The sequence below is a fragment of the Acinetobacter gandensis genome (assembly GCF_001678755.1).
In the GTDB taxonomy this organism is placed as follows: Bacteria; Pseudomonadota; Gammaproteobacteria; order Pseudomonadales; family Moraxellaceae; genus Acinetobacter; species Acinetobacter gandensis.
This window is the reverse complement of the sequence record NZ_LZDS01000026.1, coordinates 32969-58824: the sequence shown is the minus strand read 5'-3', so window position 1 is coordinate 58824 and position 25856 is coordinate 32969. Positions and strand designations below refer to the sequence as shown.

Sequence of the window (25856 nt, the reverse complement as noted above, 5' to 3'; positions counted from 1 at the left end):
ATACTAACCTAGGCTGTAAGGTGTGTATGCTCACTTTTCTGCATTTTTAAATGTGCACTTCGAACCAAGACTTCGGTGATTTTTTGTAGTTGTAGCGATTGTTGATTCCAATGATGCCAATAAAGCTCTAGTTCATGCTTAAACTCGGGCAAAATTTCGATTAATTCACCATATTTCAGTCGATTGCCAATTTGATAATCTGGCAGCATACCAAAGCCTAAACCAAGCAAAATTGTTTCTACAAATGCATTTGATGATGGGATGAAATGATGTGGATAGCACTGTGGACTGAGACCAAATTGTTTTTGAATTAAATCTGTATGGAGATGATCTTTGGCATTATAAATAACCGCAGGAGCATGTCTTAGGCTTTCGCGATGAATGCCTTGTTGAAACCATCTATTAATAAAGTTGGGTGTCGCAACCATTCTGTAAGTCATCGAACCAATTCGCACAGCTTGGCAGCCTTTCATCGCATACTGTTCAGTCGAGATGCATGCATTGACTAAGCCAGCCTCTAGTAGGTGATGGGTTTGGCTTTGATCATCGACTTTTAAATGTAATGCTATTTTTTCTTCAATGAGGACATGCTGTAGTGTGCTGAGTAACCAAGTTGCGAGTGAATCATCATTGGTTGCAATATTGACTTGATAGAATCCGTTAGCAGCAGATTTACCTGTAAGCTGTTGTACCAATTGCTGCTCGAGCAAGCGGCTATGTTGTAAATAATGTAATAAGGATTCACCTGAAGAAGTGACGCGACATGGCCGCTCTCGCACGATCAGTAAATGACCAAGTTGCTTTTCAAGCTGCTGTACACGTAAAGTAATTGCGGAAGCTGTTAAGCACAGGCGTTCTGCAGCGAAATCAAAACTACCTGTTTCAGCAACAGCAAGAAAAGCTTCACACTGTTTACTATTAAGCATATTTACACTCCGCTACAATTAAATCAAAACATTTTCACAGCTAAGTTTATTTTAGTTTGAGTGATATTAATTTAGAAATAATCAATTTAATTTTTAAAGTTAGATAATCAAATAAAATCTAATATGTCTGTAAATAATCATGTTTTCTACTTATTTTCATGGTCTTGCACTGGGTTTAAGCCTATGCGTTGCAATTGGGCCACAAAATGCTTTTGTTTTAAAGCAAGGATTAAAATGCCAACATATTTTGTGGATATGCCTGATTTGTACATTGTCAGATGCCATATTAATTGCTTTAGGTGTGCTGGGCTTTTCGGGTTTGATTCGATCTTATCCTGATTTACTTACATGGGCGAAATATGCAGGCGCAGCATTTTTAATGTTTTATGGTTGGCAGCATTTTCAACATATGCGACAAGGTGGTCAGGCCTTAAATCCAGAAGGGCAGTCTGAAGCGCATCTAGGACAGATTGTACTCATTTGTTTGGCTTTTACTTGGCTCAATCCACATGTATATCTGGATACAATCGTGTTAATTGGTTCGGTTTCGACTCAATATCAAACACATTCTATGGCCTTTGCTTTTGGTGCAATGAATGCATCATTCGTGTTCTTTTTTGCTTTGGGGTATGGGGCACGATATTTATTGCCAATATTTCAACATCCACGTTCATGGCAAATATTGGATGGTATCATTGCCTTAATGATGTGGGGAATTGCAATTTCTTTGTTGTGTAGTGCGAGTTTTTAATAATTTAGTGTGCTGTATTTAGCTTTTCAACAAGTAATAAAAAGCCCGATAAATTCGGGCCTTTTTTAAAATCTATTTCAGGAAGTGACACCTTAGATCTTAAGCTTGTATGCTTTTTAAATCTTCAAGTACTTGTTCTGCATGGCCAGCCGCTTTAACTTTACGATATTCTTTTATCAATTGACCTTGATGGAAAATAAAAGTTGAGCGTTCAATACCCATGACTTTTTTGCCATACATATTTTTTTCTTTAATCACATCAAACAACTGACACAATACTTCTTCTTTATCGCTAATCAGGTTAATGCCTAAAGATTGCTTTTCGGTAAAGTTTTGATGCGCTTTGACCGAGTCGCGCGAAATACCAATGATGGTAGTGTTGAGTGCATCAAATTGTGGTTTTAGCGCAGTAAAGTCGACAGCTTGTGTGGTGCAGCCTGGGGTAGAATCTTTCGGATAAAAATACACCACTAACCAATCTGTACCAAGCTCGGTTAAATTTATTTCGCCTGTGGTTGCAGGAAAAGCTTGATTTGGAAGTAACATGTCTATCGTATTCTCTGGAATTTTAATCAAATACCTAGATATAATGTATCCGTTTAAACGAAAACATACAAATTATAGAGGGATTGTATGATAAAGAAGCTAAATTATATAGGGGTATTAGCACTTACGTCTTGTGCATCAATTCCTCTCTCTCAAGAAGGTCACCAAAGTTTTGCTAGAGATTATGCATTAGTTAATATTTGCGCTAAAAAGGGGTATATGAATAGTTCCTTAGCGGCACATGGTCTTAATATTTTAAAAAATAATATAAGTAGGTATTCTAATGTTAATAATGTATTAATTACTGATCAATTAAATTTTTTCTATGGAAAGGAAAATGAAGTCACTACAGAACATTGTAATCAATTAGCTGTAAATATTCAGTCTTCATTAATTCAAAGACAGCAACAACAAGAGAGTTCAGACCGACTTAATCAGGCTTTAAAAGATATGAACGAGAGTATTAATAATAACAGACCTAGACAAACTAACTGTTATTCCTATGGATATGGAATGACAAATTGCACAACCTATTAACTAATTAGAATAATAAAAAAGTTAATAAGCCATTCTAGAATGGCTTATTAACTTAATTTAAAATTTTATGGCTTCTTAGAGGCCAGAGTTTTTAACTTATTAGTTAATTGAGGACCGAAGCATGCTTGTAAATCTTTATTTTGTTTTTGAACAAAAGCAAGTGTTGCAGGGCTTTTCTTCTGGTTGATTGTGCTTTGGATTTCCCACTCTTGCTCTTTAGTTGTTGTGCCTTGAATTTTAATACTACAAGTACAATATTTACTAATGTCTGCTGTTGACAGACCTGTCCCTTTTCCAAACTCTTCTTTACAAACATTGGTAATAGCTGCTTTTACATTGGTGCTTTTGTATGCTTGTTGCAACTTGTCATTATTTGCGTGCGTCGTTGTAGCGAATAATGCAGCAACAGACATAATCGCAGAAACCATAATGTTTGATTTTAAATTTTTCATAAACCCTACCTTGTTATTTCGGTATGTAACGTGTCGGATCTTCAACACCTGCATCCGCAAAACCTTGTTTACGCAGACGGCAGCTATCGCATTTACCGCAAGCACGACCTTGGTCATCTGCTTGATAGCAAGACACCGTTTGACTGTAGTCTACGCCATGTTCTATGCCTAAGCGAATGATATTTGCTTTGGATAAATGTAACAGAGGTGTTTCAAATTTAAGTGGTTTTCCTTCAACACCGACCTTTGTTGCAAGACGAGCCATGTTGGCAAATGCGTCAATAAATTCAGGGCGACAGTCTGGATAGCCTGAGTAATCAACCGCATTAATGCCGATAACAATCGCTTCTGCACCAAAAACCTCGGCAGCAGCAAGTGCATACGAAAGGAAAATGGTGTTACGTGCTGGTACATAAGTTACAGGAATACCGGTTTGTTCATGATCTGGTACTTCAATGCTATGGTCTGTTAACGCAGAACCACCCAAGTTACCCAAATCAATATTAATGACACGATGTTCTACACCAGCTTGCTGAGTTAATACATGAGCAGCATCAAGTTCAGTCGTTGAACGTTGACCATACATAAAGCTCAATGCGATACACTCATAGCGTGCTTGAGCCCAAGCTAAACATGTAGTTGAGTCTAAACCGCCAGACAATAAAACTATGGCACGAGGGCGCATATGCATTACTCCAAATTTTTTAAAACTTAACGACCAGTTTCATCGTTCCAAAGCAATTTATGTAACTGCAATTGAAAGCGAACAGGGAGATGGTCTTCTAAAATCCATTGTGCTAAATCACGTGCAAGTTGAGGTAAACGAACCGCACCTTTTTCTACTGCGAATGCAGGGGAGAACCAAATGGTGCTCACTTTTTCGTTGAGTTTATATTGTTCAACTTGCTGTTTTGACCATTCATAGTCTTCACGGTTACAAATCACAAATTTGATTTGGTCGTGTTGAGTTAGATGATCGAAGTTGCTAAGCAAATTTCGTGCAACTTCACCCGAAGTTGGGGTTTTTAAATCCATAACTTTAGAAACACGCGGATCAACTTTAGAGACATCTAAAGCACCGCTGGTTTCTAATGAGACTTCGCAGCCTAAATCGGCAAGACGCGTCATTAATGGTAATGCGTTCGGTTGAGCAAGCGGCTCACCACCCGTCACGCAAATATAAGGCGTTTTAAAATCTAACGTAGTTTGAATAATTTCTTCTAATGATTGGCGTTCACCGCCTTCAAACGAATAGGTGGTATCGCAATAGGTGCAACGTAATGGGCAACCGGTTAAACGGATAAAGACTGTTGGTAAGCCCGCAGTATTGGCTTCACCTTGCAATGAATAGAAAATCTCCGTGATACGTAAACCCGCAGACGGATCAGAAACAGGAATAGTGGAAGATCGAAGGGTACTCATAGCAAAATTAACCAGATATAAAAAAACAAAAAATCTCTACGATCATTTCTAATCGTAGAGACGAGGAGCGTTTAAAGCTCCGAGGAACATAAATGCTCCGGATAAATTAAGACTTAGTCTTCGCGTAACAAATCGTTCAAGCTTGTTTTCGCACGAGTTTTCGCGTCAACTTTTTTCACGATTACTGCTGCATATAAGCTGTATTTACCGCATTTAGATGGAAGGCTACCAGAAACAACCACAGAACCAGCAGGTACGCGACCGTAATGAATTTCGCCAGTTTCACGGTCATAAATCTTAGTAGATTGACCAATGAACACGCCCATAGAAATTACTGAGCCTTCTTCTACGATTACGCCTTCAACGATTTCAGAACGTGCGCCGATGAAGCAGTTGTCTTCAATAATTGTTGGGTTTGCTTGAAGTGGTTCAAGAACACCACCAATACCAACACCACCAGACAAGTGAACATTTTTACCAATTTGTGCACATGAACCAACAGTTGCCCATGTATCAACCATAGTACCTTCGTCAACATACGCACCGATGTTTACATAAGAAGGCATCAATACAACGTTTTTCGCTTGGAATGAACCTTTACGCGCAACAGCAGGTGGAACTACACGTACACCAGCAGCTTTAAATTGTTCTTCAGTCCAGTCAGAAAACTTAGTATCAACTTTGTCATAGAAGCGTAGATCACAAGCTTCCATTGGTTTGTTGTCATTTAATTTGAATGATAACAATACGGCTTTCTTAATCCATTGGTGAACAACCCATTCACCATCAATTTTTTCAGCAACACGTAATGAACCATTATCAAGGCCGGCAATAACTTCTTCAACGGCTTGACGGATTTCAGCTGAGCAGTCCGCTGCTGTGAAATTCGCACGGTCTTCAAACGCTTGTTCAATGATTGTCGAAAGCTGAGACATGTTCTTCCATCCAGAAAAAAATTTTCCAAGATTTTACACTAAAACGTGTCAAAAATAGATGAAAAAACAGCTAAAGATCGGAATTAATAATTAAACACAGACGAAATACTAAAAAACAAAGGTGATGTACTTATCAATGTAAATTGAATTGTAGAAAAAATACACAAAATATACAGCCAAAATTTCGAAGTCTCTTAAAATTATGGCATGTAGAAAAAAAAACTATTATTAATCAACATTAAATTCAAATTGTATCAAAAGTTAACAAAAAGTCAGTAATTCTGCATAAAAGTTGAGCGACCATTCATTTAAGATGTGCCATATAACAAGATTGAACGAAATCTGAAAAACAGTTTATTTTGAGGAGAAACACATGAAATCATTAGGTTTATTGACTATTGCAGCAGTACTTGCAGCTTCTGCTGGTTCAGTAATGGCTGACACATCAGTTGTTCACGATGGCTATGCATTTGACCAAAATCAATTAATTCCGACAGGCGCACGTTTAGAAGTAGGTACGACTGGCTATGGTGGTGCATTACTTTGGACTGCTAATCCATATGTAGGTCTTGCATTAGGTTATAACGGTGGTGACATTTCTTGGTCTGATGATTTGTCTGTTGATGGCGTGAAATACGACATGGATATGGACAATAAACTCGCTTACTTAAATGCTGAAATTCGTCCTTGGGGTGCGAGTGCAAATCCATGGGCACAAGGTTTATATGTAGCTGCGGGTGTAGGTTATGTAGATACTGAGTATACACTTGACAAACGTCGTAGAGGTGATACACCAATTGAAATTGGTGGTCAAGATACGAACTTTACACGTGTAAATGGTACAGTTTCTTACGATAACGATATTGCACCGTACGTTGGTTTAGGTTTTGCTCCAAAGCTGAATAAAAACTGGGGCGTTTTTGGTGAAGTAGGTGCATATTATACAGGTAACCCAACAGCCAACTTAACAGGTGTTGGTGATGATCCATTAATCCTTGCTGATCATGAACGTAAAGTTGAACAAGATGATAAATACGAATGGCTTCCAGTGGGTAAAGTTGGTGTAAGCTATCACTGGTAAGTTTTCATAAAACACATCTAACAAAAAAAACGAGCTTCGGCTCGTTTTTTTTGTTACATTTTCTATTTTTCAACATCAAAAATGATGGCCAATTTTCAAGCCGTAAACAAACGCATCATTATCATCTACACTTGATAAACCAGAGATGTGAGAAGAACTTGGACTAGTGGGTATCGATGGTTTAGAAAATTTCAAATAATAAAGTCCACTTGCAATGAATGTATCAGCATTAAACCTCAACATATTGCCCAAACCTATACCACGGTAACCATCACTTGGATTTAATGTTGATGCTGGGTTTCCTGTGCCATTATCCCAAACGAACTCTAATCCAGTAAGTAAAGAAGGGTTCCATTGATGAGCAAACCCAATTTTTCCCGACCACTGATCTTTTTTATAGTCAATCAATTTAAGCTTTGCTAATTCAGCATAACGCGGATCAAGCGAGGCATAATGAAGTACAGCTGTGAGTTGCGGTGGCTGAATAACAAAATCCTGCCAATTAACCCAACGTACACTGCCATAGGCAATGTTTTTGGAACTTAGTCCCGTTTGTAGTTCTAAATTCACCGATTGCGGTGTTTCAAATGTTGTGTGAAATTCAGGGCTCAGTGTAATAGGACCATTGGAATACAATGTGGATTCACTGGTTCTATTCTTGTGTGTAATTTTAGAGCGGTAGGTTAAGCTGGTTTTAATTGCATATTCAGGATATTGATAACTGAGCCCAGCGAGCCATCCCAAACCATTGTCATTCTTAAAGTGAACATCATAGCCATTCAGGGCGTCGTATTGTTGTCCTGAGACTTTTAAATTTCCTTTAAATGATTGAGCACTTAAACCAGTATAAAAGTTCCAATTTTTAGTGGGTTGGTAGCCTAAGAGACCAGTAAAGTTGTGAGTGCTAAAATTGATATCAGCAGCTTCGATTTCAATTCTGGAACCATCGGCTAAGCTTGGGCTATAGACGTAACTAACATCAGTTTTAAATGGTTGTTCGTAAATTAAGCCCGTCGAAATTTTAGCGTGTGGTTGAAATTTTAATGCGAATTTTGTTGTGTATTCACGCTGTACGAGGTTGCCGGTAGAAAATTCTTGAATGCCTAATTCAGCGATATATTCTTTATATTGTACCTCGCCATCAACTTTGGCATCAAAGATCGCAAGGTTGATTTCTGCATAATTATTAGGCTCGAGGAAGGCTGAAATGTTTTGATCCATTTGTTCAAGCGCAGCTGCCTGAACAAATTGAAAAGGTACACCCAACGTCACCGCAAAATAAAATATTTTATTTTTCATAAAGCCCAGGCTGTCACAAAAGTTTTAAATTTATTATTTTCAGTTTATATTTTAATCAAATATTTAAAAAAAGCCATGTAAATGTCATGGGTATTCAAAAAAATTCATAAAAAAGAGGGCAGTACGCCCTCACTATTGTTTTAAAGTCTTAATCTTCAGGATATGCGACTCTTTTTAGTGCTTTGATATCTGCATCGGGTGAACACAGAGAAATAAACTCATAACCATAGCCACGCAGTAAATGACCTTTGCGTACGGCAATCCAAGTTGTATTTACACCAAAGATGTCGGTTGGAATTTGTTTAAGTCGATAATCACGTTCGGTGTCATAAGCGACATCATTGACAATACCAACACCCATGTTGAGCTCGACATAAGTTTTAATGACATCGGCATCAAGCGCTGACATGACGATATCAACATCAAAGCCTGACTCTTCAAAAGCTTTATCAATTTTTGAACGACCCGTAAAACCACCGTGATAGGTGATGATTGGGTAATTAGATAAATCTTCAATTGTAATATTTGATTTTTGCGTAAGTGGATGATTTTGTGGTGTAATGATACTGTGCTGCCAATTATAATAAGGCACACTTGCAAGGTTGTCTTCGGTGGTTAAAGACTCTGTTGCAATACCAATATCGGCTTCACCTTGAAGCAACATTTCAGTGATTTCAACAGGACTTGCTTGTTGTAAAATCAAATGAACTTTGGGAAATTCTTTTTTAAATTGATTCACGATAGGTGGTAAGACATATCGCGCTTGCGTATGCGTTGTCGCAATGGTCAGTGTACCTTCATCGACTTTGTTAAAGTCATCTGCTAGACGTTTGATATTGTCTGCATCGACCAACATGCGTTCAACGATACCGAGTAAGGATTGGCCTGGTTCAGTTAAACCAAGTAGGCGTTTACCTTTACGAATAAATAATTGTACGCCTAGTTCATCTTCTAGGTCTTTAATGTGTTTACTTACACCAGACTGCGAGGTGTAAAGTGCAGCAGATGCTTCAGTTAAATTAAAATTCTGACGTACAGTTTCTCGAATAATTCTTAATTGTTGGAAATTCATAATCTTTTATACCTTAAAAGAGGATGGGGCGGTAATTGCCCCATCTTTTCGTCTTTATGCGACTTGATTTTCAAATAAGTGCAATGCAGTTGCACTTAACCATACCGTTTGATTTGGACGGAACTGATGTGCTTTTGCTTCATCAGGTGTCAATGAAATTTCAATCAAATTCCCTTGGCGGTCATTCAGCTCAGCAATCACTTTACCTGCGATCCATAATTCACGGATAAAGGTCGCTTGGATGGCATTTTCCTGCGGTTGCGCATGTATACGTAACTCATCAGGACGAGCAAACGCAATAACATTACCTTGTAGCGCGTTTTCAGGTTGTGGTAAACGCACTCGGTCTTCACCAATTTGAATCACGCCATTTGAACTTTGACCTTCAAAACGGTTTGCTTGACCTAAGAAATCAAATACAAACGGTGTTGCAGGCTTTTCATAAACTTCACGCGGGGAACCAATCTGTTCTACATTTCCTTTATTCATCACAATGATTTGGTCTGCAACTTCAAGCGCTTCTTCTTGGTCATGTGTAACGAAAATTGAAGTAATGTGTAGTTCGTCGTGCAAGGTACGTAACCAACGACGTAATTCTTTACGAACTTTGGCATCAAGCGCGCCAAATGGTTCATCGAGTAGTAATACGCGAGGTTCAACCGCTAATGCACGAGCAAGTGCAATACGTTGACGCTGACCGCCTGAAAGCTGAGCAGGATAACGATCTGCCAAGAAACCAAGTTGAACAAGATCGAGTAAGCGAGTTACACGCTTTTTAATGTCAGCTTCAGTTGGACGTGTTGCACGTGGGCGAACACGAAGACCGAATGCGATGTTGTCAAACACAGTCATGTGGCGGAACAAGGCATAGTGCTGAAATACAAAGCCAACTTCACGTTCACGGACATGAACTTGCGTTGCATCTTCACCTTCCAAAATGACCTGGCCGCCGTCAGCAGATTCTAGACCAGCAATAATACGAAGCAGTGTGGTTTTACCGCAGCCTGATGGACCAAGTAGGGCAACCAATTGACCATCTGGGAAGTCTAAAGAGATATTTTTAAGTGCATGGAATGCACCAAAGTGTTTTTCAATATTTTTTACTTGAATACTCATGAGGTCATTCCTTAAGAAACTTGTGAATCTTCTTTACGCTTGTCTTGTTTTTCCTGACGAATCTCAACCCATGTTTTTAAAATCAGGGTCACAATTGCAAGGAGTGCCAATAGAGATGACACAGCAAAGGCAGCGCTAAAAGTGTATTCGTTGTAAAGGATTTCTACGTGTAGCGGTAAAGTGTTGGTTTCGCCGCGGATATGGCCTGAAACCACAGATACAGCACCAAACTCGCCCATTGCTCGTGCATTACACAGAATCACGCCGTAGATTAAGCCCCATTTGATATTCGGTAAGGTCACTTTCCAGAAAGTTTGCCAACCAGACGCACCAAGTACAATGGCCGCTTCTTCTTCTTCTGTACCCTGTGCTTCCATCAACGGAATGAGCTCTCGTGCAACAAAAGGCACAGTAATAAACACAGTTGCTAGAACAATTGCTGGAACCGCATACAAAATTTTGATGTCGTTATCCATTAACCAGCCACCAAGCCAGCCTTGCGTACCGAATATCAATACCAACATTAAACCTGCAATAACAGGTGAAACAGAGAATGGCATATCAATAATGGTGGTTAAAATCGATTTACCACGGAAATTAAATTTCGCCACAGTCCATGCGGCAGCTACACCAAAAACTACGTTAAGTGGTACGGCAATGACTGCAGTAAGTAAGGTGAGTTTAACCGCTGACAAGGTATCAGGATGTACCAAAGCTTGTAGGTAAACGCCAACACCTTGTTTAAATGCTTCAACAAAAACCAAAATTAATGGCAAGATGAGGCAGCTTAGAAAGAAAATCAGCGCAATGATAATTAAGGTATAGCGCACCCACGTAGGTTCACGGGTCGCATCGCGTGACTGTAATTTTTCCGCAAGTGCATTACTGTTGACATTCATCGTGCAGTTCTCCCTGTGCGGCGACTTGCCCAAGCTTGTACTAAGTTAATCAAGAACAAAATCGCAAATGAAATTACTAGCATGACAACAGCGATGGTGGTTGCACCTGCATAGTCATATTCTTCTAGGCGAGAAATAATCATCAATGGCGCAATTTCAGTCTTAAATGGCTGATTACCAGCAATAAAGATTACAGAACCATATTCACCCACGCCACGAGCAAATGCTAAGGCAAAACCGGTTAATAGAGCAGGGAATAAAATTGGCAAAATCACCTTGGTCACAATCTGAAAACGGTTTGCACCGAGTGCAGATGCAGCCTCTTCAAGTTCAGTTTCCAAGTCACTTAGAACGGGTTGAACGGTACGAACGACAAATGGGATACCAATGAAGATGAGTGCCAATGTGATACCAATAGGGGTATAGGCAACTTTAATACCAATCGGTTCAAGATATTGACCGATCCAACCTGTAGGTGCATACAGTGAAGTTAATGCAATACCTGCAACAGCTGTGGGTAAAGCAAAAGGTAAGTCTACTAATGCATCGACAATACGTTTACCTGGAAAGTTGTAACGTACTAAACACCAAGCCAGTAATAAGCCAAATACCACATTGACTAGTGCAGCAATAATTGCGGCACTAAAACTTAACTGCAAAGACTTCAAAATTCGCTCTGAGCTCAAAATGTCCCAAAGTCCATCCCAACCAATACCGAGCGATTTAATAAATACCGCTGAAAGTGGGATGAGAACGATTAATGACAAATACGCTAGGGTAAAGCCTAGAGAAAGACCAAATCCTGGCAGCACTCGGGATCGCTGCGACATGATTACTCCTCAAAAAGAGAAAGGCTGACAGTAGAGGTCAGCAAAAATTTAAAAAATGAATTCGCGACAAGCATAGTTAGCAGTGCTTAAAAAGCAAATTTAAATAAATACTTGTGATCATCAGTTATATTGATATGTTGCATAGAATTTTCTGAAATTAAGTAATTGTAAATTTCAGGGAATGGGCCAAAACCCGATGCAACATTAATATGTCCAACAGCACCCATATTGACCGGATATAACTTCCAAGCGTCAGCAAGTTGCTTGGCATCGTCAAATGCTAGCCAAGGATCATTTTCACTGATCAACATGGTTGCGGGTACACGAATACTTAACTGATGAAAGAACGCTTTGTAGTCTGTCGCACTATTACGTGCGAAACCATTTTCACCAAAGCGAGCCGGGTTTGCTGGTGCAACCAAAACTAAATTTTTAATTTTTTGATTTAGTTCAGGGTGCAGCGCAAGTGCAGCTACTGTGGTTAAGCAGCCAAAACTATGAGCCACAATTTGAATATCACCTTGGAGTGGACGAACAGTTTTTAAAAATTGTTTGATCCAGTCTTTAAGTACAGGGTGATTCCAGTCTTTTTGTTGAACACGAGAGCATGACATCAGTTGACGCTGTAACCATGACTGCCAATGTGCATGTTCGCTTCCGCCTACACCAGGGACAATTACTGTATGTGTCATGTCAATGCTCCTTATTCAGTCAATGCGGTGGGTTTATTTACCGTTGTTGGCTTTTACGATTTGGTCAAATACACCGTCATTTTCGAAATGTGCTTTTTGTACATTATTCCAACCACCAAACTCTTTATCTATCGTAACGAGTTTTAAAGGCTGAAAAACTTTACTGTACTGTGCCAATGTTTTTGCATCACGTGGGCGATAGAAGTTTTGAGCTGCAATTTGTTGGCCACGAGGTGAATAAAGGAAGTTTAAATAACCTTTGGCTAAATTTAAGTTGCCTTTTTTCTCGGCATTTTTTTCAACAATCGCAACAGGCGGTTCAGCTAAAATTGAAAGTGATGGAGTCACAATTTCAAATTTACCTGGTTGTTCACGAATAGCTAGATGCGCTTCATTTTCCCAAGCCAATAAAACATCACCGATACCGCGTTCAGCAAATGTTGTCGTTGAACCACGTGCACCTGAATCAAGGACTTTGGTATTTTTATAAATTTTACGAACAAATTCTTGCGCTGTTGCATCGCTACCGCCAGCTTGGTGTTTAGCCCACGCCCAAGCAGCTAAATAGTTCCAACGTGCACCGCCTGAAGTTTTTGGGTTTGGGGTAATAATGCCCACACCCGGTTTCACAAGATCGCCCCAGTCCTTAATCGCTTTTGGGTTGCCTTTACGGACAAGGAAAACAATCGTTGATGTATAAGGAGTTGAGTTGTGTGGTAGTTTCTTTTGCCAATCTGTTGGGAGAAGTTGGGTTTTTTCAGTTAAAACATCAATGTCAGCAGCTAAGGCAAGCGTCACAACATCGGCATCCAAACCATCTAACACAGCACGTGCTTGTTTACCTGAACCACCGTGTGATTGTTTGAAATTAATTTTTTGACCTGTACGGCTTTCCCAATATTTACTGAAGTCTTTATTCACACTCTCGTACAATTCACGCGTCGGGTCATAAGATACGTTTAAAAAATCTTTTGCTGCTGCGCCAAAAGAAACCGTCGAAATGACTGCAGCAAGAACACCCAATTTTAACTTTGCGGAAATACTCATGTGAACCTCAATAATTTTTACTTTATCTGTAACATGGTTGAAGAATAGCGCCAATCTTTATGCACAAAAAATAATTAAAAACGAATTTTATATGAATAAAAAAGATAAAAGGCATGTCTATGAAAAAAAAGCATCGACCTTATGCGAAAGGAAGATGCTTTGCAGTATTTAAAGCATTATTTTGAATTATTGATCTTCACGATTTGATCAAAGACACCACCATTTTCAAAATGTTTTTTCTGCACTTTGCTCCAACCACCAAACTCTTTATCAATCGTGACGAGTTTTAAAGGTTTAAATACATTTTTATATTTCGCTAAAACTGCTGCATTACGTGGACGATAGTAATTTTGTGCGGCAATGGTTTGACCTGCAGGTGAATATAGATAGTTCAAATATGCCTTGGCTAAGTTTTCATTACCGTTTTTTTTCACATTCTTTTCAACAATTGCCACTGGTGGCTCAGCTAAAATCGATAAAGATGGTGTAATGATTTCAAATTTACCGGGTTGTTCGCGCACAGCCAAATGTGCTTCATTTTCCCAAGCCAGTAATACATCGCCAATGCCACGTTCAGCAAATGTTGTCGTTGCACCGCGAGCACCTGAATCAAGTACTTTGGTTTGTTTATAAATCTGACGAACGAATTCCTGAGCTTTACTATCGTTACCCGCAGGTTGGTGTTTAGCCCAAGCCCATGCAGCTAAATAGTTCCAACGTGCACCTCCAGAGGTTTTCGGATTTGGTGTAATAATGTCAACACTTGGCTTGATCAGGTCGCCCCAATCTTTAATAGCCTTTGGATTGCCTTTACGCACAAGGAAGACAATAGTTGAGGTATAAGGTGTCGAGTTCTGTGGGAATTTTTTCTGCCAGTCTTTAGCCACTAAGCCACGTGCTGCAATTTCATCAATATCGGCAGCAAGTGCAAGTGTGACTACATCGGCATCTAAGCCATCAATGACAGCACGTGCTTGTTTGCCTGAGCCGCCATGTGATTGTTTATAGTTAATGTCTTGTCCTGTGGTCTTTTTCCAATATGCACCAAAGTCTTTATTAAAGTTATCGTACAACTCACGTGTAGGGTCATAAGAGACATTTAAGAAATCTTTGGCCGATACGCTGAATGCTGTTGTCGAAATTAACGCAGCCAATACCCCAATTTTTAGTTTTGCAATGTTCATGTGTGCCTCTTTTTTGTACATGTTTTATTTAATGAAGCAAGAATATCTGTAGTTTTTATGCAGAAAAAATAATAAAAAAAGAATTTAATATGACCAAAAAAGAAATACATTTGTCTTCGTAATTTTTTAAACTAGGCAGATTGAATTGGGATAACGCGCTATGCAGTGTTTTAAAAATACCCAGCAAATTGAACATATTGATTTGCTTGATCGAGCATTTCATTATGGTGACGGCTGCTTTACTACAGCACGTATTCGTCAAGGTCAGATTGAACTGTGGCCATTACATTTAGTACGTTTAAAGCTGAGTAATGAACGTTTAAAGCTAAATGCCAATTTGGAATTGATTGAACAAACACTAAAATTGCTACGCAAAAGTGATACGGTCAATGGCACAATTAAAGTCGTGCTGAGTCGTGGTGAGGGGCAGCGTGGTTATAGCTTGCCAGATCATCCTGCTGATGTATGGGTGTTTTATTATCCTAAAAAGCTAGATGATTTTGATTATGATATTTTTGACAGTGGCATACTTCAACAGGCGATCGGTTTAACAATGCCTAATTTGGTCGGGTTAAAGTCTTTAAACCGTTTAGAACAAGTCATGCTCAAAGCCGAACTAGATGAAAAGGGCTGGTTAGAAGCATTGGTTACCGATGTACAGGGTTCAGTTGTTGAAGGTGTGAGCAGCAATTGTTTTATTCATACAAATGAAGGATGGATCACGCCTGAACTTGGTTATAATGGTGTGCATGGAGTCATGCGGGCAGAAATTCTGAAACGTATGCAACAACATGGTATAAATTGCACACAGCGCTATATTTATATGGATGAAATTGCTGATTTTAAAAGCGTATTCTTCTGTAATGCACTGAGTCCAATGAAAATTGCATCAACTCTGAATGGGGTTGAATTAGATGTTCAAACTTGTATTGAACTTTTCCAGACGCTTCAATTAAATCAGATACATTAATATGTCCGCTGCCTCGAAAAAATCCAATAAGAAAAAGCCTGTGAAGACAGGTTTTCCTTTGAAAGCTATCTCTGTTGTTTTGGCTGGCATTATGCTTTTGCTTGCCATGCTACTGTGGTCAAGTCTGTTTAAAGCATATCCTGTTGAAGGTAAAAAACAGATGTTAGCCATTGGAGCAGGTGACACTTATTCTGGATTTATCGACCGTCTAGCAAAGGACAAACAGGTAAGCTTCCCGATCATTTTAAAGCTGTATCAAAAAATCATGATTAATGACACCTTAAAAGCAGGTGTGTATGAAATTCATGAAGGCATGAGTGTGCGTGATGTGATGGAGTTGATTTCGAACTCTGAAAATGCACAAATGAATCGTATTTTAGTGATTGAAGGGACGACCTTTAAGCAACTGATTGATGCATTGAAAAGTGATCCATTGGTAACGCATGACATTAGCAATCTGCCTTATTCAAAGATTTTGCAGGAACTGGGTATTCCATATTCACACCCAGAGGGTTTATTTGCTCCGAATACTTATTTCTTTGCCAAAGGTGAGTCTGATCGTAAAATTTTAAAAGATTTGTACCAACGTCAAATGAAATCGCTTGATCAAGCCTGGGCAAATCGTGCTAATGATTTACCGTATAAAGATAAATATGAAGCCTTGATCATGGCGTCGATTATTGAAAAAGAAACCAGTATTGATAGTGAGCTTGAACAAGTGTCTGGTGTATTTGTGCGTCGTCTCAAACAAGGGATGCGTTTGCAAACAGATCCAACTGTGATTTACGGTATGGGCAATAAGTACAATGGTAATATTACGCGTCAGGACTTACGTACACCAACAGCCTATAACACTTACACGATTAATGGTTTACCACCAACACCGATTGCTTTGCCGAGTCAAAAAGCCATTGAAGCTGCAATGCATCCTGATTCATCTAACAATGTATATTTTGTTGCAACAGGAAATGGCGGCCATAAATTTAGCAGTAATTTGCAAGACCATAATCGCGCGGTACAAGAATATTTATCTGTAATTCGTGCGAAAAACTAAGGAGTGAGCATGTTTATTAGCTTTGAAGGCACGGAAGGTGTGGGTAAAACTACACTCATTCGTAAATTACATGATCATTTCCAAAATTTGGGTAAAAATGTCGTACTTACACGTGAGCCGGGTGGTACACCTATGGCTGAACAAATTCGTGCATTACTTTTGGCCGTCAATCATGATGAAGCAATGAGTGATGATACCGAATTGTTGCTTATGTATGCTGCACGTGCGCAGCATTTGGCGCGCGTGATTTTACCGGCATTGGCAGAAAGTAAAATCGTTTTATGTGATCGTTTTGCCGATTCGAGTTTTGCTTATCAATGTGCAGGACGTGGCTTAGATCGTGACAAACTCAACGTCTTAAATGCAAGTTTTGTTGCGCGTATACCCGATATTACTTTTTGGCTTGATGCACCGATAGAAACAGGAATGTTAAGAGCAAGAGAGCGTGGTGCTTTAGACCGTTTTGAGCAAGAGAAAGCAGCTTTCTTTGAGAAAGTAAGATCAGGTTTTGCTGAGATTCATCAAACGCACCCTGAACGAATGAAACGCCTTGACGCAACCCAAACACCTGAGCATGTTTTCCAACAGGCATTATCGCATCTACAGCAGATCTAAAATGCCATAGTATTTGTTAGGCATTTGATTTAAAAATCATTCATAGCAAAAGTTATGGATGATTTTTATGCATGCTACAAAACAGGAGATTATTAATTTCCTTGAAACTGAATTTGCACCAAGTTTAAAGCATTGCACTATCGTAGAAGTTGGTGAAAAGGCTGCCACTTTAATTTGGCATGTGACTGAAAAAGATTTGCGGCCTGGCAATACTGTTTCAGGCCCGACTATGATGACTTTGGCGGACTTTGCATTGTATGTGGCAATACTTGCAGAGATTGGAATTGTCGGACTTGCAGTCACCACAAGTATGAATATTAACTTCTTAAGAAAGCCTGAGGCGAATAAAGACTTGCGGGGAGAATGTCGATTACTTAAGGTCGGTAAAAGTATCATTTATGGTGAGGTATTGGTTTATTCAGAGGGTGTTGAAGAGCCTGTGGCTCATATTACCGGTAGCTATTCGATTCCTCCGCAGCGATATTGAACTGAAAATATGCAGTTGATCCATTAGATTGGATTAAAATGCAGCAGTCTGTCTAAATAAATTGTGCATTGGTTGGTGAATTTTCTGCGTAGTGTATTTTTATTTGCATAATTTCAAAAGCTTAGTAGAAATCAATCAACTCATAAGTGCTGTTTTAAATCTATAATTGAATCACAGATTTGATTGGTTAAATACATGACTGCTACTGCACATGAAGTTGTTCGGCTCTTTCAGGATCATGCATATCCTTTGTCAGAAAAATTGACAGAAATGTTGAATGAGCATTACTCACATCAAACTGAACGACGTGGCTGTGGCTATACCCAAGCCACACGTGTGTTAGCTGAATATATTAATGTGCCGCGCGTATCACATGAATTTCAAGATCTTAAACTTTTTGATCAATATGACACGCACGGTTTACGCAAAATTTTAGATCAAAGTCGTGCATATCATGTAGATTTGTCAAGTTGGCGTAATCTGGATTTGAATCAAAATATTCAGCAATTGAATCAATCTGAACAAGCTACAGAATTTTGCGATGTTTTAGAGAAAGAATTACGTCTCCAAAAAAGTTTGCGTCAAATCCAGCAACATGCAAATTTAGAAGAAAGTCAGCTTATTTGTTCCTTGATTGAAGATGTGATTTTGCCAAAATCCCCGATTGAAAACCAAATTGTTGAAGTGCAAGCACTGGTTGATAAGCCAAAAGTTGGCTCATGTCCAATGGCTGAAAATTTCTTTTTAAAAATCGCACATCGACGTGTATTACGTAACGGTGAAATTAATATTTTTGTAGATGTACACGGTCAGCCCATATTTATGGAAAAATTAAATATGGGGGATAACCATTCTTGTATCAGTTTGAAACCTGTACTCATGAATGGTGTTCGTATTCCAGCAGGTTCACTTTTTTCCGTGAGTTATGATGCTGAACAATTAGTTGAAAAACGACAAAATCGGGAGTTTAAAGGTTTTGTGATTCCTTATCAGGCCATTTCTGGTTGGTGGTTTTTACGCTTAACGACTTTGGCCGTGTCGCCACAAAATCGAAAACGTGCATTCAGCACGCATTTTCAGCAGCAAGTGGATAATGGTCTGTATAGTCCAGGTACGACTGAGCTCCAGCAATTAATAGATGTGGCAATAGCGCAACTTTGAGTGTTTCCATCATGTTAGATGTATGCTTTTCGCCAAAATATTTTGCTCATACCCATACCAATAGTATGGAAAAATTATTAGCAGTTGGAACAGCTTTAGAACAATGTCAGAACATCCGAATATATGAACCTGAGTGTATTGACGCTGAAATTTTAAGCCAAGTGCATGATCCTGTTTATGTGGACGCATTTATGACAGGGAAGCCCACTAAGCTTGCGACCTTTTCAGGCTTTAAGCCTTGGAATACCCAGCTTAGAGATGCAGTGCTGAGAATCAATGCAGGGCAGTTGATGGCAGCAGAAATGGCTTTGCAAAAAGGCATTGCTGCAAATGTTGCACAGGGTTTTCATCATGCAGTGTATGAATACGGTGGATCATTTTGCACATTCAATGGTTTGGCTTTGGTGGCACAGCAGAATCCGAATAAAAAAATCTTTGTACTCGATTGCGATCAACATGGGGGGAATGGCACAGCTGAGTTTACTAGACGGTTAGAGAACCTTTTTAATTTTAGTATTTATGGGCTACATTTTGGTTGTCCTACTTATGAACGTTCTTTAACACGGCATGTGCATAAAGATCGTGGAAATTTCGCACAATATACTTTGGCTATACATGAAGGAATACAGCAAGCTAAAGCATGGGGTGCAGATTTAATTATTTATCAAGCAGGGATGGATTGTCATCAAGCTGACCCTTTTGGTTCATCATGGTTTAGCACCGCTTTGATACAAAAACGCGAAGAAATGGTCTTTAACTTGGCTAAACGTGCAGATATACCGTTGATGTTTGTATTGGCTGGGGGCTATCAGAAGATGGATGATTTGGTAAATCTGCACTTAGAAACTTTCAAAGCTGCGCTACATATTTATGGATAGTAAAATCAAAAAAAGCCGACATAATGTGCGGCTTCTTTTTTGATTTAAAAGTTTTAAGAGACTAACTCAGTATTGACTACAGGGCAATCAACCGTGAAATCAGGTGGTGTTAACACTGTTTTACGCAGTTCATCTGCTTGTTCTGGATAATCCAAAGTAAAATGTAAGCCACGTGATTCTTTACGTTCCATGGCACAGCGAACAATCATTTCTGATACCAAGACTAAATTGCGTAATTCAATTAAGTTTTTGCTGACTTGATAATCTTGATAGTACTCGGTGATTTCACGCTTAAGCATTTCAATGCGGTGTAGGGCACGTTGGAGGCGCTTTGTAGTACGAACAATACCGACGTAATTCCACATGGTTTGGCGTAATTCATCCCAGTTTTGCAAAATCACCACATCTTCATCTGGATTGGTTACTTGTGAATCATCCCATGCCGGTATTGTAGATATTGGTTGATCTGCTTTAAAATTTTCCTGAATATGTTTTGCTGCGCTCATGCCATAAACAAAGCATTCAAGTAAAGAGTTACTGGCCATTCGATTGGCACCATGAAGTCCGGTATAGGACGTTTCGCCAATCGCATACAAACCTGAAATGTCAGTTTGACTGTTCTCGTCGACAACGACACCGCCACAAGTGTAATGTGCTGCAGGAACTACAGGAATCATCTCTTTGGTAATATCGATACCTAATTCGAGTAAGCGTGCATACAGTGTTGGAAAGTGTTCTGTAATAAATTCCGCGGGTTGATGGGTAATGTCTAGCCATACATGGCGAATACCAAGACGTTTAATTTCATAGTCAATCGCACGCGCCACAATATCCCGTGGGGCAAGTTCAGCACGTTCATCAAAACGTAGCATAAAGCGCTCACCATCTGGTAGACGTAAATATGCACCTTCACCGCGCATGGCTTCGGTAATTAAGAAAGAGCGTGCTTGCGGGTGATATAAACAGGTTGGATGGAACTGGTTGAACTCCATATTGGCAACACGGCAACCTGCTCGATAGGCCATGGCAATACCGTCACCAGTCGCAATATCGGGGTTGGATGTATATAAATATGCTTTCATGGCTCCACCACAAGCAAGTGCTGTAAATGGTGCTAGGAAGGTATGTACTTTTTCATTACTTTCATCCAGTGCATACAGGCCAAGGGCACGATTTTCAGCGTGTGGGTTCAGCTTTTGACTGGTGATTAAATCGATCGCAATAAAATTTTCAAAAATATGGATATTGGCTTTTTCTTGTGCACGTTCAACCAATGTTGTGGAAATAGCACGACCTGTGGCATCTGCTGCATGAATAATGCGTCGCTGAGAGTGACCGCCTTCACGAGTAAGGTGTAATTGTGCTTGTTCATCTAAGGTAAATTGCACACCTTGATTAAGTAAAAAATCTACTGAAGGTTTTCCACCTTTGACCGTTTGTTTAACTGCATCGAATTCACATAGATGCGCACCTGCAATCATCGTGTCATCAATATGTTGTTCAATCGAATCAGTTTTATCGAGTACTGCCGCTACGCCGCCTTGGGCAAAATAGGTACTGGCATCGGTCAGGGTCGATTTTGCGAGTACTGCAATATTGAAATGATCTGGCAGTGAAAGTGCCAAACTCAGGCCTGCACCACCGCTTCCCACAATAATCACATCAAAATGATGTGTAGTGTTTAAATTAGACATGTCCATCAGCTAATTTTAAAAATATCCGATCATCACAACGTTTTTTGATCAAAAAGGCAAGGGCATGAATGTTTAAGAATAATGAAAAATATTCATAGATGTGTAATATTTAAGGAATAATTAAGATAATATTCTTAAGAATTGATCCAACATTTTATTACGAAGCAAAGACTTGCTTTGTGATAAAAACAAACATATTTCAAATGATAAGCACAATTGGGTGAATGCTAAAAATGAACAAATCGTACTTACAAAAAGGATTGTATGCAGCAGTATTTACGGTTGCAACAGCACAGACACAAGCTGCTGGCCCTGTGGATTTTTCGAATTTAGTCGAGCAGGTAAGCCCTGCGGTTGTGAGTGTAAATGTTGTTAAAAAGTTAAGCCAAGAAGAACTATTACAACAGCAGGTTCCTGAAATTTTACGCCGCTTCTTTGGTAATCAGGTCATTATTCCACAACAAAAAGCACCACAAGAAAAAACAGGTTACGGTAGTGCATTCTTTATCAGTAAAGATGGTTATTTATTGACAAATCATCATGTGGTTGAGGATGCGTCTAAAGTTACGATTGTGTTGAATGACCGTCGTGAAATTGATGCAACGGTCGTTGGGAGCGATGAGCGCACTGATGTTGCCTTATTAAAAGTGAATGGTAGTAATTTCCCTGAACTTCGCACAGGCAATGTTGATCGCTTGCGTGTGGGTGAGCCTGTACTTGCGATTGGTTCTCCGTTTGGTTTTGATTATTCGGCATCGGCGGGTATTGTTAGTGCAAAAATGCGTAACATGATGGGGGAAACTTCAGTTCCGTTTATTCAGACCGATGTGGCTTTAAACCCAGGTAACTCAGGTGGTCCGCTTTTTAATCAGTCGGGTGAGGTAGTTGGTGTGAACTCTCGTATTTTTAGTGGTACGGGGGGGTATATGGGCTTGTCATTCTCTATTCCGATTGATGTTGCGATGGATGTAGCAGATCAGTTGAAGAAAAACGGTAAAGTGACGCGTGCATATTTAGGTGTGATGTTGCAAGATGTCGATCGCAATTTGGCGGAATCTTATAATTTGTCAAAACCAGAAGGTTCATTGATTACGCAAGTGGCGCCAAATTCACCTGCTGCCAAAGCCGGTTTTAAAGCGGGTGATGTAATTTTAAAATTCAATGGCACCCCAATTTCACGTACCGGTGAATTACTCAATTACCTAAACCGCGTAGGGCCGAACCAAAAAATTCAATTAGAAGTGTTACGTGATGATAAGCGTCAGAATATTTCTGCAACTTTAATTACAGCACCGGATGATACACTAGCCAAAGCTGAAGTGACTCCTGTACGTAAAGGACCTGTGATAGGGGTGTCAATTCGCAATCTGACAGCAGATGAAACATCTCGCTTAAAATTAAAAGGTGGGGTGCTCATTCAGGATGTTCGTGCAGGTGGTATTGCAGCACAAGCGCGTATCCAGCCGGGTGATGTCGTCACTCAAATTAATAACAAAGTCGTGAATAACTCTGAAGACTTTGTTAAAGCAGTTTCTGATTTGAAAAATGGCAGTATTGCACGTGTTTCGTTAATCCGTGAAGGGCAAAGCGCCATTGTTGGTATGCGCATTCAGTAATGAGTTACTAAATTAAAACCACTCCAAGCGAGTGGTTTTTTTAACTTTAGTGTTTTTGCAATTTACCCTTAGATAAAAATGAGTAGACTGTGGGACATAGTTTAAAATTTGCAGGACGCTATGAGCGATATCTTTGATTTAAAAATTACAGTTCAAGCTGAACATATCGATACATTAAATCATGTAAATAACGTGGTGTATGTCAGTTGGATGCAAGATGTCGCAACAGCACATATTGAAGCTTTGGGTTTAGGCTTAAAAGAATATATTGAATTGAAGCATGCCATGGTGGCTGTTGAACATCATGTGCAATACCGTAAAGCAGCATTTGAAGGTGAAGAAATCATTTTGCGGACATGGTTGAATGATATCAATTCATTGTATTCTTTCCGTCAATATGTATTTTATCGCCCTAAAGACAAAGCGATTTTATTTACAGCCAACACCCAGTGGGCATGCATTGAAATTGCTACAGGCCGTCCAAAGCGTATGTCCCCGACGTTTACTCAAGCTTATCAACCTTTAGCATCTACAGAAAATCCTATGGATTTTAGTCAGTATGATGATGGTGGAAATAAAGCTGAATAACCTAAACAATACGTATTTTGCCGCATCATTTTTGCAGAATGATGCTCTCTCTAAAAGCTTTGAATTATTTTCGATACTTTGAAAAATCCATCTGCTATAATCCTTCGCAATTTCTATTCGGCTTTTGCTATGCATTAAATATTGATTGTATAGCGCTTTATTTTTTTCAAGGTAGCCCATGGCGCAAGCTAAAAAATCTGTTGATATTAAAAACATTCGTAATTTCTCGATCATTGCGCATATTGATCATGGTAAATCGACGCTAGCGGACCGATTTATTCAAACTTGTGGAGGTCTACAAGATCGTGAAATGCAAGCACAGGTTCTTGATTCTATGGAGCTTGAGCGTGAACGTGGTATTACGATTAAAGCTGCGTCTGTTACCTTGTATTACACGCATCCAAACGGTGAAGAGTATCAACTCAACTTTATTGATACACCAGGACACGTTGACTTCTCTTATGAAGTATCTCGTTCATTGGCTGCGTGTGAAGGTGCGCTATTGGTTGTTGACGCTGCGCAAGGTGTAGAAGCTCAATCAGTAGCAAATTGCTATACCGCGATCGAACAGGGCTTGGAAGTTCTTCCAGTATTAAATAAGATTGATTTACCGCAAGCAGAGCCTGAGCGTGTGATTCAAGAAATTGAAGACATTATCGGGATTGAAGCAACTGAAGCACCAACTTGTTCGGCAAAAACAGGTTTGGGGATTGAAGGTGTGCTTGAAACACTAGTCAATGTCATTCCTGCACCGCAAGGTGACCGTGAAGCGCCGTTACAAGCTTTGATTATCGACTCTTGGTTTGATAACTACTTAGGTGTGGTTTCTTTAGTACGTGTGAAAGAAGGTCGTGTGCGTAAAGGCGACAAAATGTTGATGAAATCAACAGGCCAAACGCACATTATTACATCTGTAGGTATCTTCAATCCAAAACATACTGAAACAGGCGTGCTTGAAGCGGGTGAAGTAGGCTTCGTTATTGCTGGTATTAAAGATATTTTTGGTGCACCAGTCGGTGATACCATCACACTTGCAACAACACCAGAAGTTGAAAGCTTACCAGGTTTCAAAAAAGTGAAGCCGCAGGTTTATGCAGGTTTGTTCCCAATTGATGCAAGCGATTTCGAACCATTCCGTGAAGCATTACATAAATTACAAATTAATGACTCGGCTTTATTCTTTGAACCTGAAAGTTCGGATGCTTTAGGTTTTGGTTTCCGCTGCGGCTTCTTAGGTATGCTGCACATGGAAATCGTACAAGAGCGTCTGGAACGTGAATACGATTTAGATCTTATTTCATCTGCACCAACCGTAATTTACGAAGCAGTTATGAAAAATGGTCAAACCATTTATATCGACAGCCCATCTAAAATGCCTGATGGTTCAACGGTTGAAGACTTACGTGAACCGATTGCAGAGTGTCATATCTTAGTGCCTCAAGAATACTTAGGTAATGTCATGACTTTGTGTGTTGAGCGCCGTGGTGTTCAAAAAGATATGAAGTTTATGGCGAACCAAGTATCAATTACCTTTGAAATTCCAATGGCTGAAGTGGTCATGGATTTCTTTGATAAATTGAAATCTTGCTCACGTGGCTTTGCATCATTGGATTATAACTTTGTGCGTTTTGAGTCTTCATCTTTGGTTAAGGTAGATGTGTTAATTAATGGTGATAAGGTTGATGCCTTGGCCATGATTTGCCATCGTCAAGATGCGCGCCATCGCGGTATTGCACTTGTGGAAAAAATGAAAGACTTAATTCCACGTCAAATGTTCGATGTGGCGATTCAGGCTGCGATTGGTGCACAAATCATTGCTCGTTCGACTGTCAAAGCAATGCGTAAAAACGTATTGGCGAAATGTTATGGTGGCGACGTATCGCGTAAGAAGAAACTCTTAGCGAAACAAAAAGAAGGTAAGAAACGTATGAAGCAAGTGGGTAGTGTTGAAATCCCGCAAGAAGCGTTCCTTGCTGTATTGAAAGTAGACAGATAATAAAAAGA

At 39.5% G+C, this 25856-nt stretch carries 27 protein-coding genes; 12 read left to right on the top strand and 15 right to left on the bottom strand.

The annotated features are described in order from the left end of the window. Positions 1–8 precede the first annotated feature (8 nt). Positions 9–926, bottom strand: coding sequence for a LysR family transcriptional regulator ArgP (locus A9J31_RS10305; RefSeq protein WP_067765208.1), 918 nt, complete (start codon positions 924–926; stop codon positions 9–11). A 139-nt stretch (positions 927–1065) separates the two neighbouring features. On the opposite strand from A9J31_RS10305, the gene A9J31_RS10300 reads away from it, so the two are divergent. After that, complete coding sequence (locus tag A9J31_RS10300; protein ID WP_067765205.1) at positions 1066–1677, top strand: LysE/ArgO family amino acid transporter; 612 nt, start codon at positions 1066–1068, stop codon at positions 1675–1677. 99 nt (positions 1678–1776) lie between these two features. Here the strand turns inward: A9J31_RS10300 and A9J31_RS10295 are convergent, their stop codons facing one another. After that, complete coding sequence (locus tag A9J31_RS10295) at positions 1777–2223, bottom strand: peroxiredoxin (RefSeq protein ID WP_067765202.1); 447 nt, start codon at positions 2221–2223, stop codon at positions 1777–1779. Between the two features lie 87 nt (positions 2224–2310). Here A9J31_RS10295 and A9J31_RS10290 point away from each other — a divergent pair, with 87 nt between their 5' ends. Continuing rightward, entirely contained in the window at positions 2311–2760 is a 450-nt protein-coding gene (locus A9J31_RS10290) for a hypothetical protein (protein WP_067765199.1), read from the top strand. Between the two features lie 65 nt (positions 2761–2825). On the opposite strand, the gene A9J31_RS10285 is transcribed toward A9J31_RS10290, so the two are convergent. The 4 genes from A9J31_RS10285 to dapD form a co-directional block, all read right to left on the bottom strand. Beyond that, on the bottom strand, positions 2826–3212 hold the full coding sequence (locus A9J31_RS10285) for a hypothetical protein (protein WP_067765197.1): 387 nt from the start codon (positions 3210–3212) through the stop codon (positions 2826–2828). A gap of 13 nt (positions 3213–3225) precedes the next feature. Further along, positions 3226–3897 (bottom strand): 7-cyano-7-deazaguanine synthase QueC, encoded by a 672-nt coding sequence (gene queC, locus A9J31_RS10280; protein WP_067765194.1) that lies wholly within the window; start codon positions 3895–3897, stop codon positions 3226–3228. A gap of 26 nt (positions 3898–3923) precedes the next feature. Then, positions 3924–4634, bottom strand: a complete 711-nt coding sequence (queE, locus tag A9J31_RS10275) for a 7-carboxy-7-deazaguanine synthase QueE (protein WP_067765191.1) — start codon at positions 4632–4634, stop codon at positions 3924–3926. 113 nt (positions 4635–4747) lie between these two features. After that, entirely contained in the window at positions 4748–5569 is an 822-nt protein-coding gene (gene dapD, locus A9J31_RS10270) for a 2,3,4,5-tetrahydropyridine-2,6-dicarboxylate N-succinyltransferase (RefSeq protein WP_067765188.1), read from the bottom strand. A 373-nt stretch (positions 5570–5942) separates the two neighbouring features. Between dapD and carO the strand changes: the two genes are divergently transcribed. After that, positions 5943–6650 carry an ornithine uptake porin CarO gene (gene carO, locus A9J31_RS10265; RefSeq protein ID WP_067765186.1) on the top strand — a complete coding sequence of 236 codons (708 nt, stop codon included), beginning with the start codon at positions 5943–5945 and terminating at the stop codon, positions 6648–6650. A gap of 75 nt (positions 6651–6725) precedes the next feature. Here carO and A9J31_RS10260 read toward each other — a convergent pair whose 3' ends face one another. The 8 genes from A9J31_RS10260 to A9J31_RS10225 all read right to left on the bottom strand — a co-directional run bounded on the left by A9J31_RS10260 (position 6726) and on the right by A9J31_RS10225 (position 14789). Then, complete coding sequence (locus A9J31_RS10260; RefSeq protein ID WP_067765184.1) at positions 6726–7949, bottom strand: hypothetical protein; 1224 nt, start codon at positions 7947–7949, stop codon at positions 6726–6728. A 148-nt stretch (positions 7950–8097) separates the two neighbouring features. Beyond that, positions 8098–9021 (bottom strand): CysB family HTH-type transcriptional regulator, encoded by a 924-nt coding sequence (locus tag A9J31_RS10255; protein ID WP_067765182.1) that lies wholly within the window; start codon positions 9019–9021, stop codon positions 8098–8100. Positions 9022–9075: 54 nt separating this feature from the next. After that, entirely contained in the window at positions 9076–10137 is a 1062-nt protein-coding gene (locus A9J31_RS10250) for a sulfate/molybdate ABC transporter ATP-binding protein (protein WP_067765180.1), read from the bottom strand. A gap of 11 nt (positions 10138–10148) precedes the next feature. Continuing rightward, entirely contained in the window at positions 10149–11036 is an 888-nt protein-coding gene (gene cysW / locus A9J31_RS10245) for a sulfate ABC transporter permease subunit CysW (protein WP_067765178.1), read from the bottom strand. After that, positions 11033–11866: a sulfate ABC transporter permease subunit CysT gene (cysT, locus tag A9J31_RS10240; RefSeq protein WP_067765176.1), complete on the bottom strand. Its 834-nt coding sequence runs from the start codon at positions 11864–11866 to the stop codon at positions 11033–11035. Before cysT ends, cysW begins: the two co-directional genes overlap by 4 nt. Positions 11867–11952: 86 nt before the next feature. After that, positions 11953–12558, bottom strand: coding sequence for an RBBP9/YdeN family alpha/beta hydrolase (locus A9J31_RS10235; RefSeq protein ID WP_067765174.1), 606 nt, complete (start codon positions 12556–12558; stop codon positions 11953–11955). 33 nt (positions 12559–12591) lie between these two features. After that, positions 12592–13605 (bottom strand): sulfate ABC transporter substrate-binding protein, encoded by a 1014-nt coding sequence (locus tag A9J31_RS10230; protein WP_067765169.1) that lies wholly within the window; start codon positions 13603–13605, stop codon positions 12592–12594. 176 nt (positions 13606–13781) lie between these two features. After that, positions 13782–14789 (bottom strand): sulfate ABC transporter substrate-binding protein, encoded by a 1008-nt coding sequence (locus tag A9J31_RS10225; protein WP_067765167.1) that lies wholly within the window; start codon positions 14787–14789, stop codon positions 13782–13784. 160 nt (positions 14790–14949) lie between these two features. Between A9J31_RS10225 and pabC the strand changes: the two genes are divergently transcribed. The 6 genes from pabC to A9J31_RS10195 all read left to right on the top strand — a co-directional run bounded on the left by pabC (position 14950) and on the right by A9J31_RS10195 (position 19954). Beyond that, positions 14950–15759, top strand: coding sequence for an aminodeoxychorismate lyase (pabC, locus tag A9J31_RS10220; RefSeq protein WP_067765165.1), 810 nt, complete (start codon positions 14950–14952; stop codon positions 15757–15759). A gap of 91 nt (positions 15760–15850) precedes the next feature. After that, entirely contained in the window at positions 15851–16813 is a 963-nt protein-coding gene (mltG, locus tag A9J31_RS10215; RefSeq protein WP_245668227.1) for an endolytic transglycosylase MltG, read from the top strand. A 9-nt stretch (positions 16814–16822) separates the two neighbouring features. Beyond that, a complete protein-coding gene (gene tmk, locus A9J31_RS10210) occupies positions 16823–17428 on the top strand; it encodes a dTMP kinase (protein ID WP_067765161.1) in 606 nt (201 codons plus the stop codon). Positions 17429–17495: 67 nt separating this feature from the next. Further along, positions 17496–17915 (top strand): PaaI family thioesterase, encoded by a 420-nt coding sequence (locus A9J31_RS10205; RefSeq protein WP_067765746.1) that lies wholly within the window; start codon positions 17496–17498, stop codon positions 17913–17915. 195 nt (positions 17916–18110) lie between these two features. Beyond that, positions 18111–19076: a hypothetical protein gene (locus A9J31_RS10200; protein ID WP_067765158.1), complete on the top strand. Its 966-nt coding sequence runs from the start codon at positions 18111–18113 to the stop codon at positions 19074–19076. A gap of 11 nt (positions 19077–19087) precedes the next feature. Then, positions 19088–19954 (top strand): arginase family protein, encoded by an 867-nt coding sequence (locus A9J31_RS10195; protein WP_067765156.1) that lies wholly within the window; start codon positions 19088–19090, stop codon positions 19952–19954. Between the two features lie 53 nt (positions 19955–20007). Here the strand turns inward: A9J31_RS10195 and nadB are convergent, their stop codons facing one another. After that, on the bottom strand, positions 20008–21654 hold the full coding sequence (gene nadB, locus A9J31_RS10190; RefSeq protein ID WP_067765154.1) for an L-aspartate oxidase: 1647 nt from the start codon (positions 21652–21654) through the stop codon (positions 20008–20010). A gap of 227 nt (positions 21655–21881) precedes the next feature. On the opposite strand from nadB, the gene A9J31_RS10185 reads away from it, so the two are divergent. The 3 genes from A9J31_RS10185 to lepA all read left to right on the top strand — a co-directional run bounded on the left by A9J31_RS10185 (position 21882) and on the right by lepA (position 25848). Next, positions 21882–23264, top strand: a complete 1383-nt coding sequence (locus A9J31_RS10185) for a Do family serine endopeptidase (RefSeq protein WP_067765743.1) — start codon at positions 21882–21884, stop codon at positions 23262–23264. Positions 23265–23384: 120 nt separating this feature from the next. Continuing rightward, a complete protein-coding gene (locus A9J31_RS10180) occupies positions 23385–23852 on the top strand; it encodes an acyl-CoA thioesterase (RefSeq protein ID WP_067765152.1) in 468 nt (155 codons plus the stop codon). 178 nt (positions 23853–24030) lie between these two features. Then, complete coding sequence (gene lepA / locus A9J31_RS10175; protein WP_067765150.1) at positions 24031–25848, top strand: translation elongation factor 4; 1818 nt, start codon at positions 24031–24033, stop codon at positions 25846–25848. The last annotated feature ends 8 nt before the right edge of the window (positions 25849–25856 follow it).

Coding starts and splice junctions, on each gene's coding strand:
- A9J31_RS10305 (WP_067765208.1), bottom strand. CDS start 926: ATGCTTAATAGTAAACAGTGTGAAGCTTTTCTTGCTGTTGCTGAAACA.
- A9J31_RS10300 (WP_067765205.1), top strand. CDS start 1,066: ATGTTTTCTACTTATTTTCATGGTCTTGCACTGGGTTTAAGCCTATGC.
- A9J31_RS10295 (WP_067765202.1), bottom strand. CDS start 2,223: ATGTTACTTCCAAATCAAGCTTTTCCTGCAACCACAGGCGAAATAAAT.
- A9J31_RS10290 (WP_067765199.1), top strand. CDS start 2,311: ATGATAAAGAAGCTAAATTATATAGGGGTATTAGCACTTACGTCTTGT.
- A9J31_RS10285 (WP_067765197.1), bottom strand. CDS start 3,212: ATGAAAAATTTAAAATCAAACATTATGGTTTCTGCGATTATGTCTGTT.
- queC (WP_067765194.1), bottom strand. CDS start 3,897: ATGCGCCCTCGTGCCATAGTTTTATTGTCTGGCGGTTTAGACTCAACT.
- queE (WP_067765191.1), bottom strand. CDS start 4,634: ATGAGTACCCTTCGATCTTCCACTATTCCTGTTTCTGATCCGTCTGCG.
- dapD (WP_067765188.1), bottom strand. CDS start 5,569: ATGTCTCAGCTTTCGACAATCATTGAACAAGCGTTTGAAGACCGTGCG.
- carO (WP_067765186.1), top strand. CDS start 5,943: ATGAAATCATTAGGTTTATTGACTATTGCAGCAGTACTTGCAGCTTCT.
- A9J31_RS10260 (WP_067765184.1), bottom strand. CDS start 7,949: ATGAAAAATAAAATATTTTATTTTGCGGTGACGTTGGGTGTACCTTTT.
- A9J31_RS10255 (WP_067765182.1), bottom strand. CDS start 9,021: ATGAATTTCCAACAATTAAGAATTATTCGAGAAACTGTACGTCAGAAT.
- A9J31_RS10250 (WP_067765180.1), bottom strand. CDS start 10,137: ATGAGTATTCAAGTAAAAAATATTGAAAAACACTTTGGTGCATTCCAT.
- cysW (WP_067765178.1), bottom strand. CDS start 11,036: ATGAATGTCAACAGTAATGCACTTGCGGAAAAATTACAGTCACGCGAT.
- cysT (WP_067765176.1), bottom strand. CDS start 11,866: ATGTCGCAGCGATCCCGAGTGCTGCCAGGATTTGGTCTTTCTCTAGGC.
- A9J31_RS10235 (WP_067765174.1), bottom strand. CDS start 12,558: ATGACACATACAGTAATTGTCCCTGGTGTAGGCGGAAGCGAACATGCA.
- A9J31_RS10230 (WP_067765169.1), bottom strand. CDS start 13,605: ATGAGTATTTCCGCAAAGTTAAAATTGGGTGTTCTTGCTGCAGTCATT.
- A9J31_RS10225 (WP_067765167.1), bottom strand. CDS start 14,789: ATGAACATTGCAAAACTAAAAATTGGGGTATTGGCTGCGTTAATTTCG.
- pabC (WP_067765165.1), top strand. CDS start 14,950: ATGCAGTGTTTTAAAAATACCCAGCAAATTGAACATATTGATTTGCTT.
- mltG (WP_245668227.1), top strand. CDS start 15,851: ATGCTTTTGCTTGCCATGCTACTGTGGTCAAGTCTGTTTAAAGCATAT.
- tmk (WP_067765161.1), top strand. CDS start 16,823: ATGTTTATTAGCTTTGAAGGCACGGAAGGTGTGGGTAAAACTACACTC.
- A9J31_RS10205 (WP_067765746.1), top strand. CDS start 17,496: ATGCATGCTACAAAACAGGAGATTATTAATTTCCTTGAAACTGAATTT.
- A9J31_RS10200 (WP_067765158.1), top strand. CDS start 18,111: ATGACTGCTACTGCACATGAAGTTGTTCGGCTCTTTCAGGATCATGCA.
- A9J31_RS10195 (WP_067765156.1), top strand. CDS start 19,088: ATGTTAGATGTATGCTTTTCGCCAAAATATTTTGCTCATACCCATACC.
- nadB (WP_067765154.1), bottom strand. CDS start 21,654: ATGGACATGTCTAATTTAAACACTACACATCATTTTGATGTGATTATT.
- A9J31_RS10185 (WP_067765743.1), top strand. CDS start 21,882: ATGAACAAATCGTACTTACAAAAAGGATTGTATGCAGCAGTATTTACG.
- A9J31_RS10180 (WP_067765152.1), top strand. CDS start 23,385: ATGAGCGATATCTTTGATTTAAAAATTACAGTTCAAGCTGAACATATC.
- lepA (WP_067765150.1), top strand. CDS start 24,031: ATGGCGCAAGCTAAAAAATCTGTTGATATTAAAAACATTCGTAATTTC.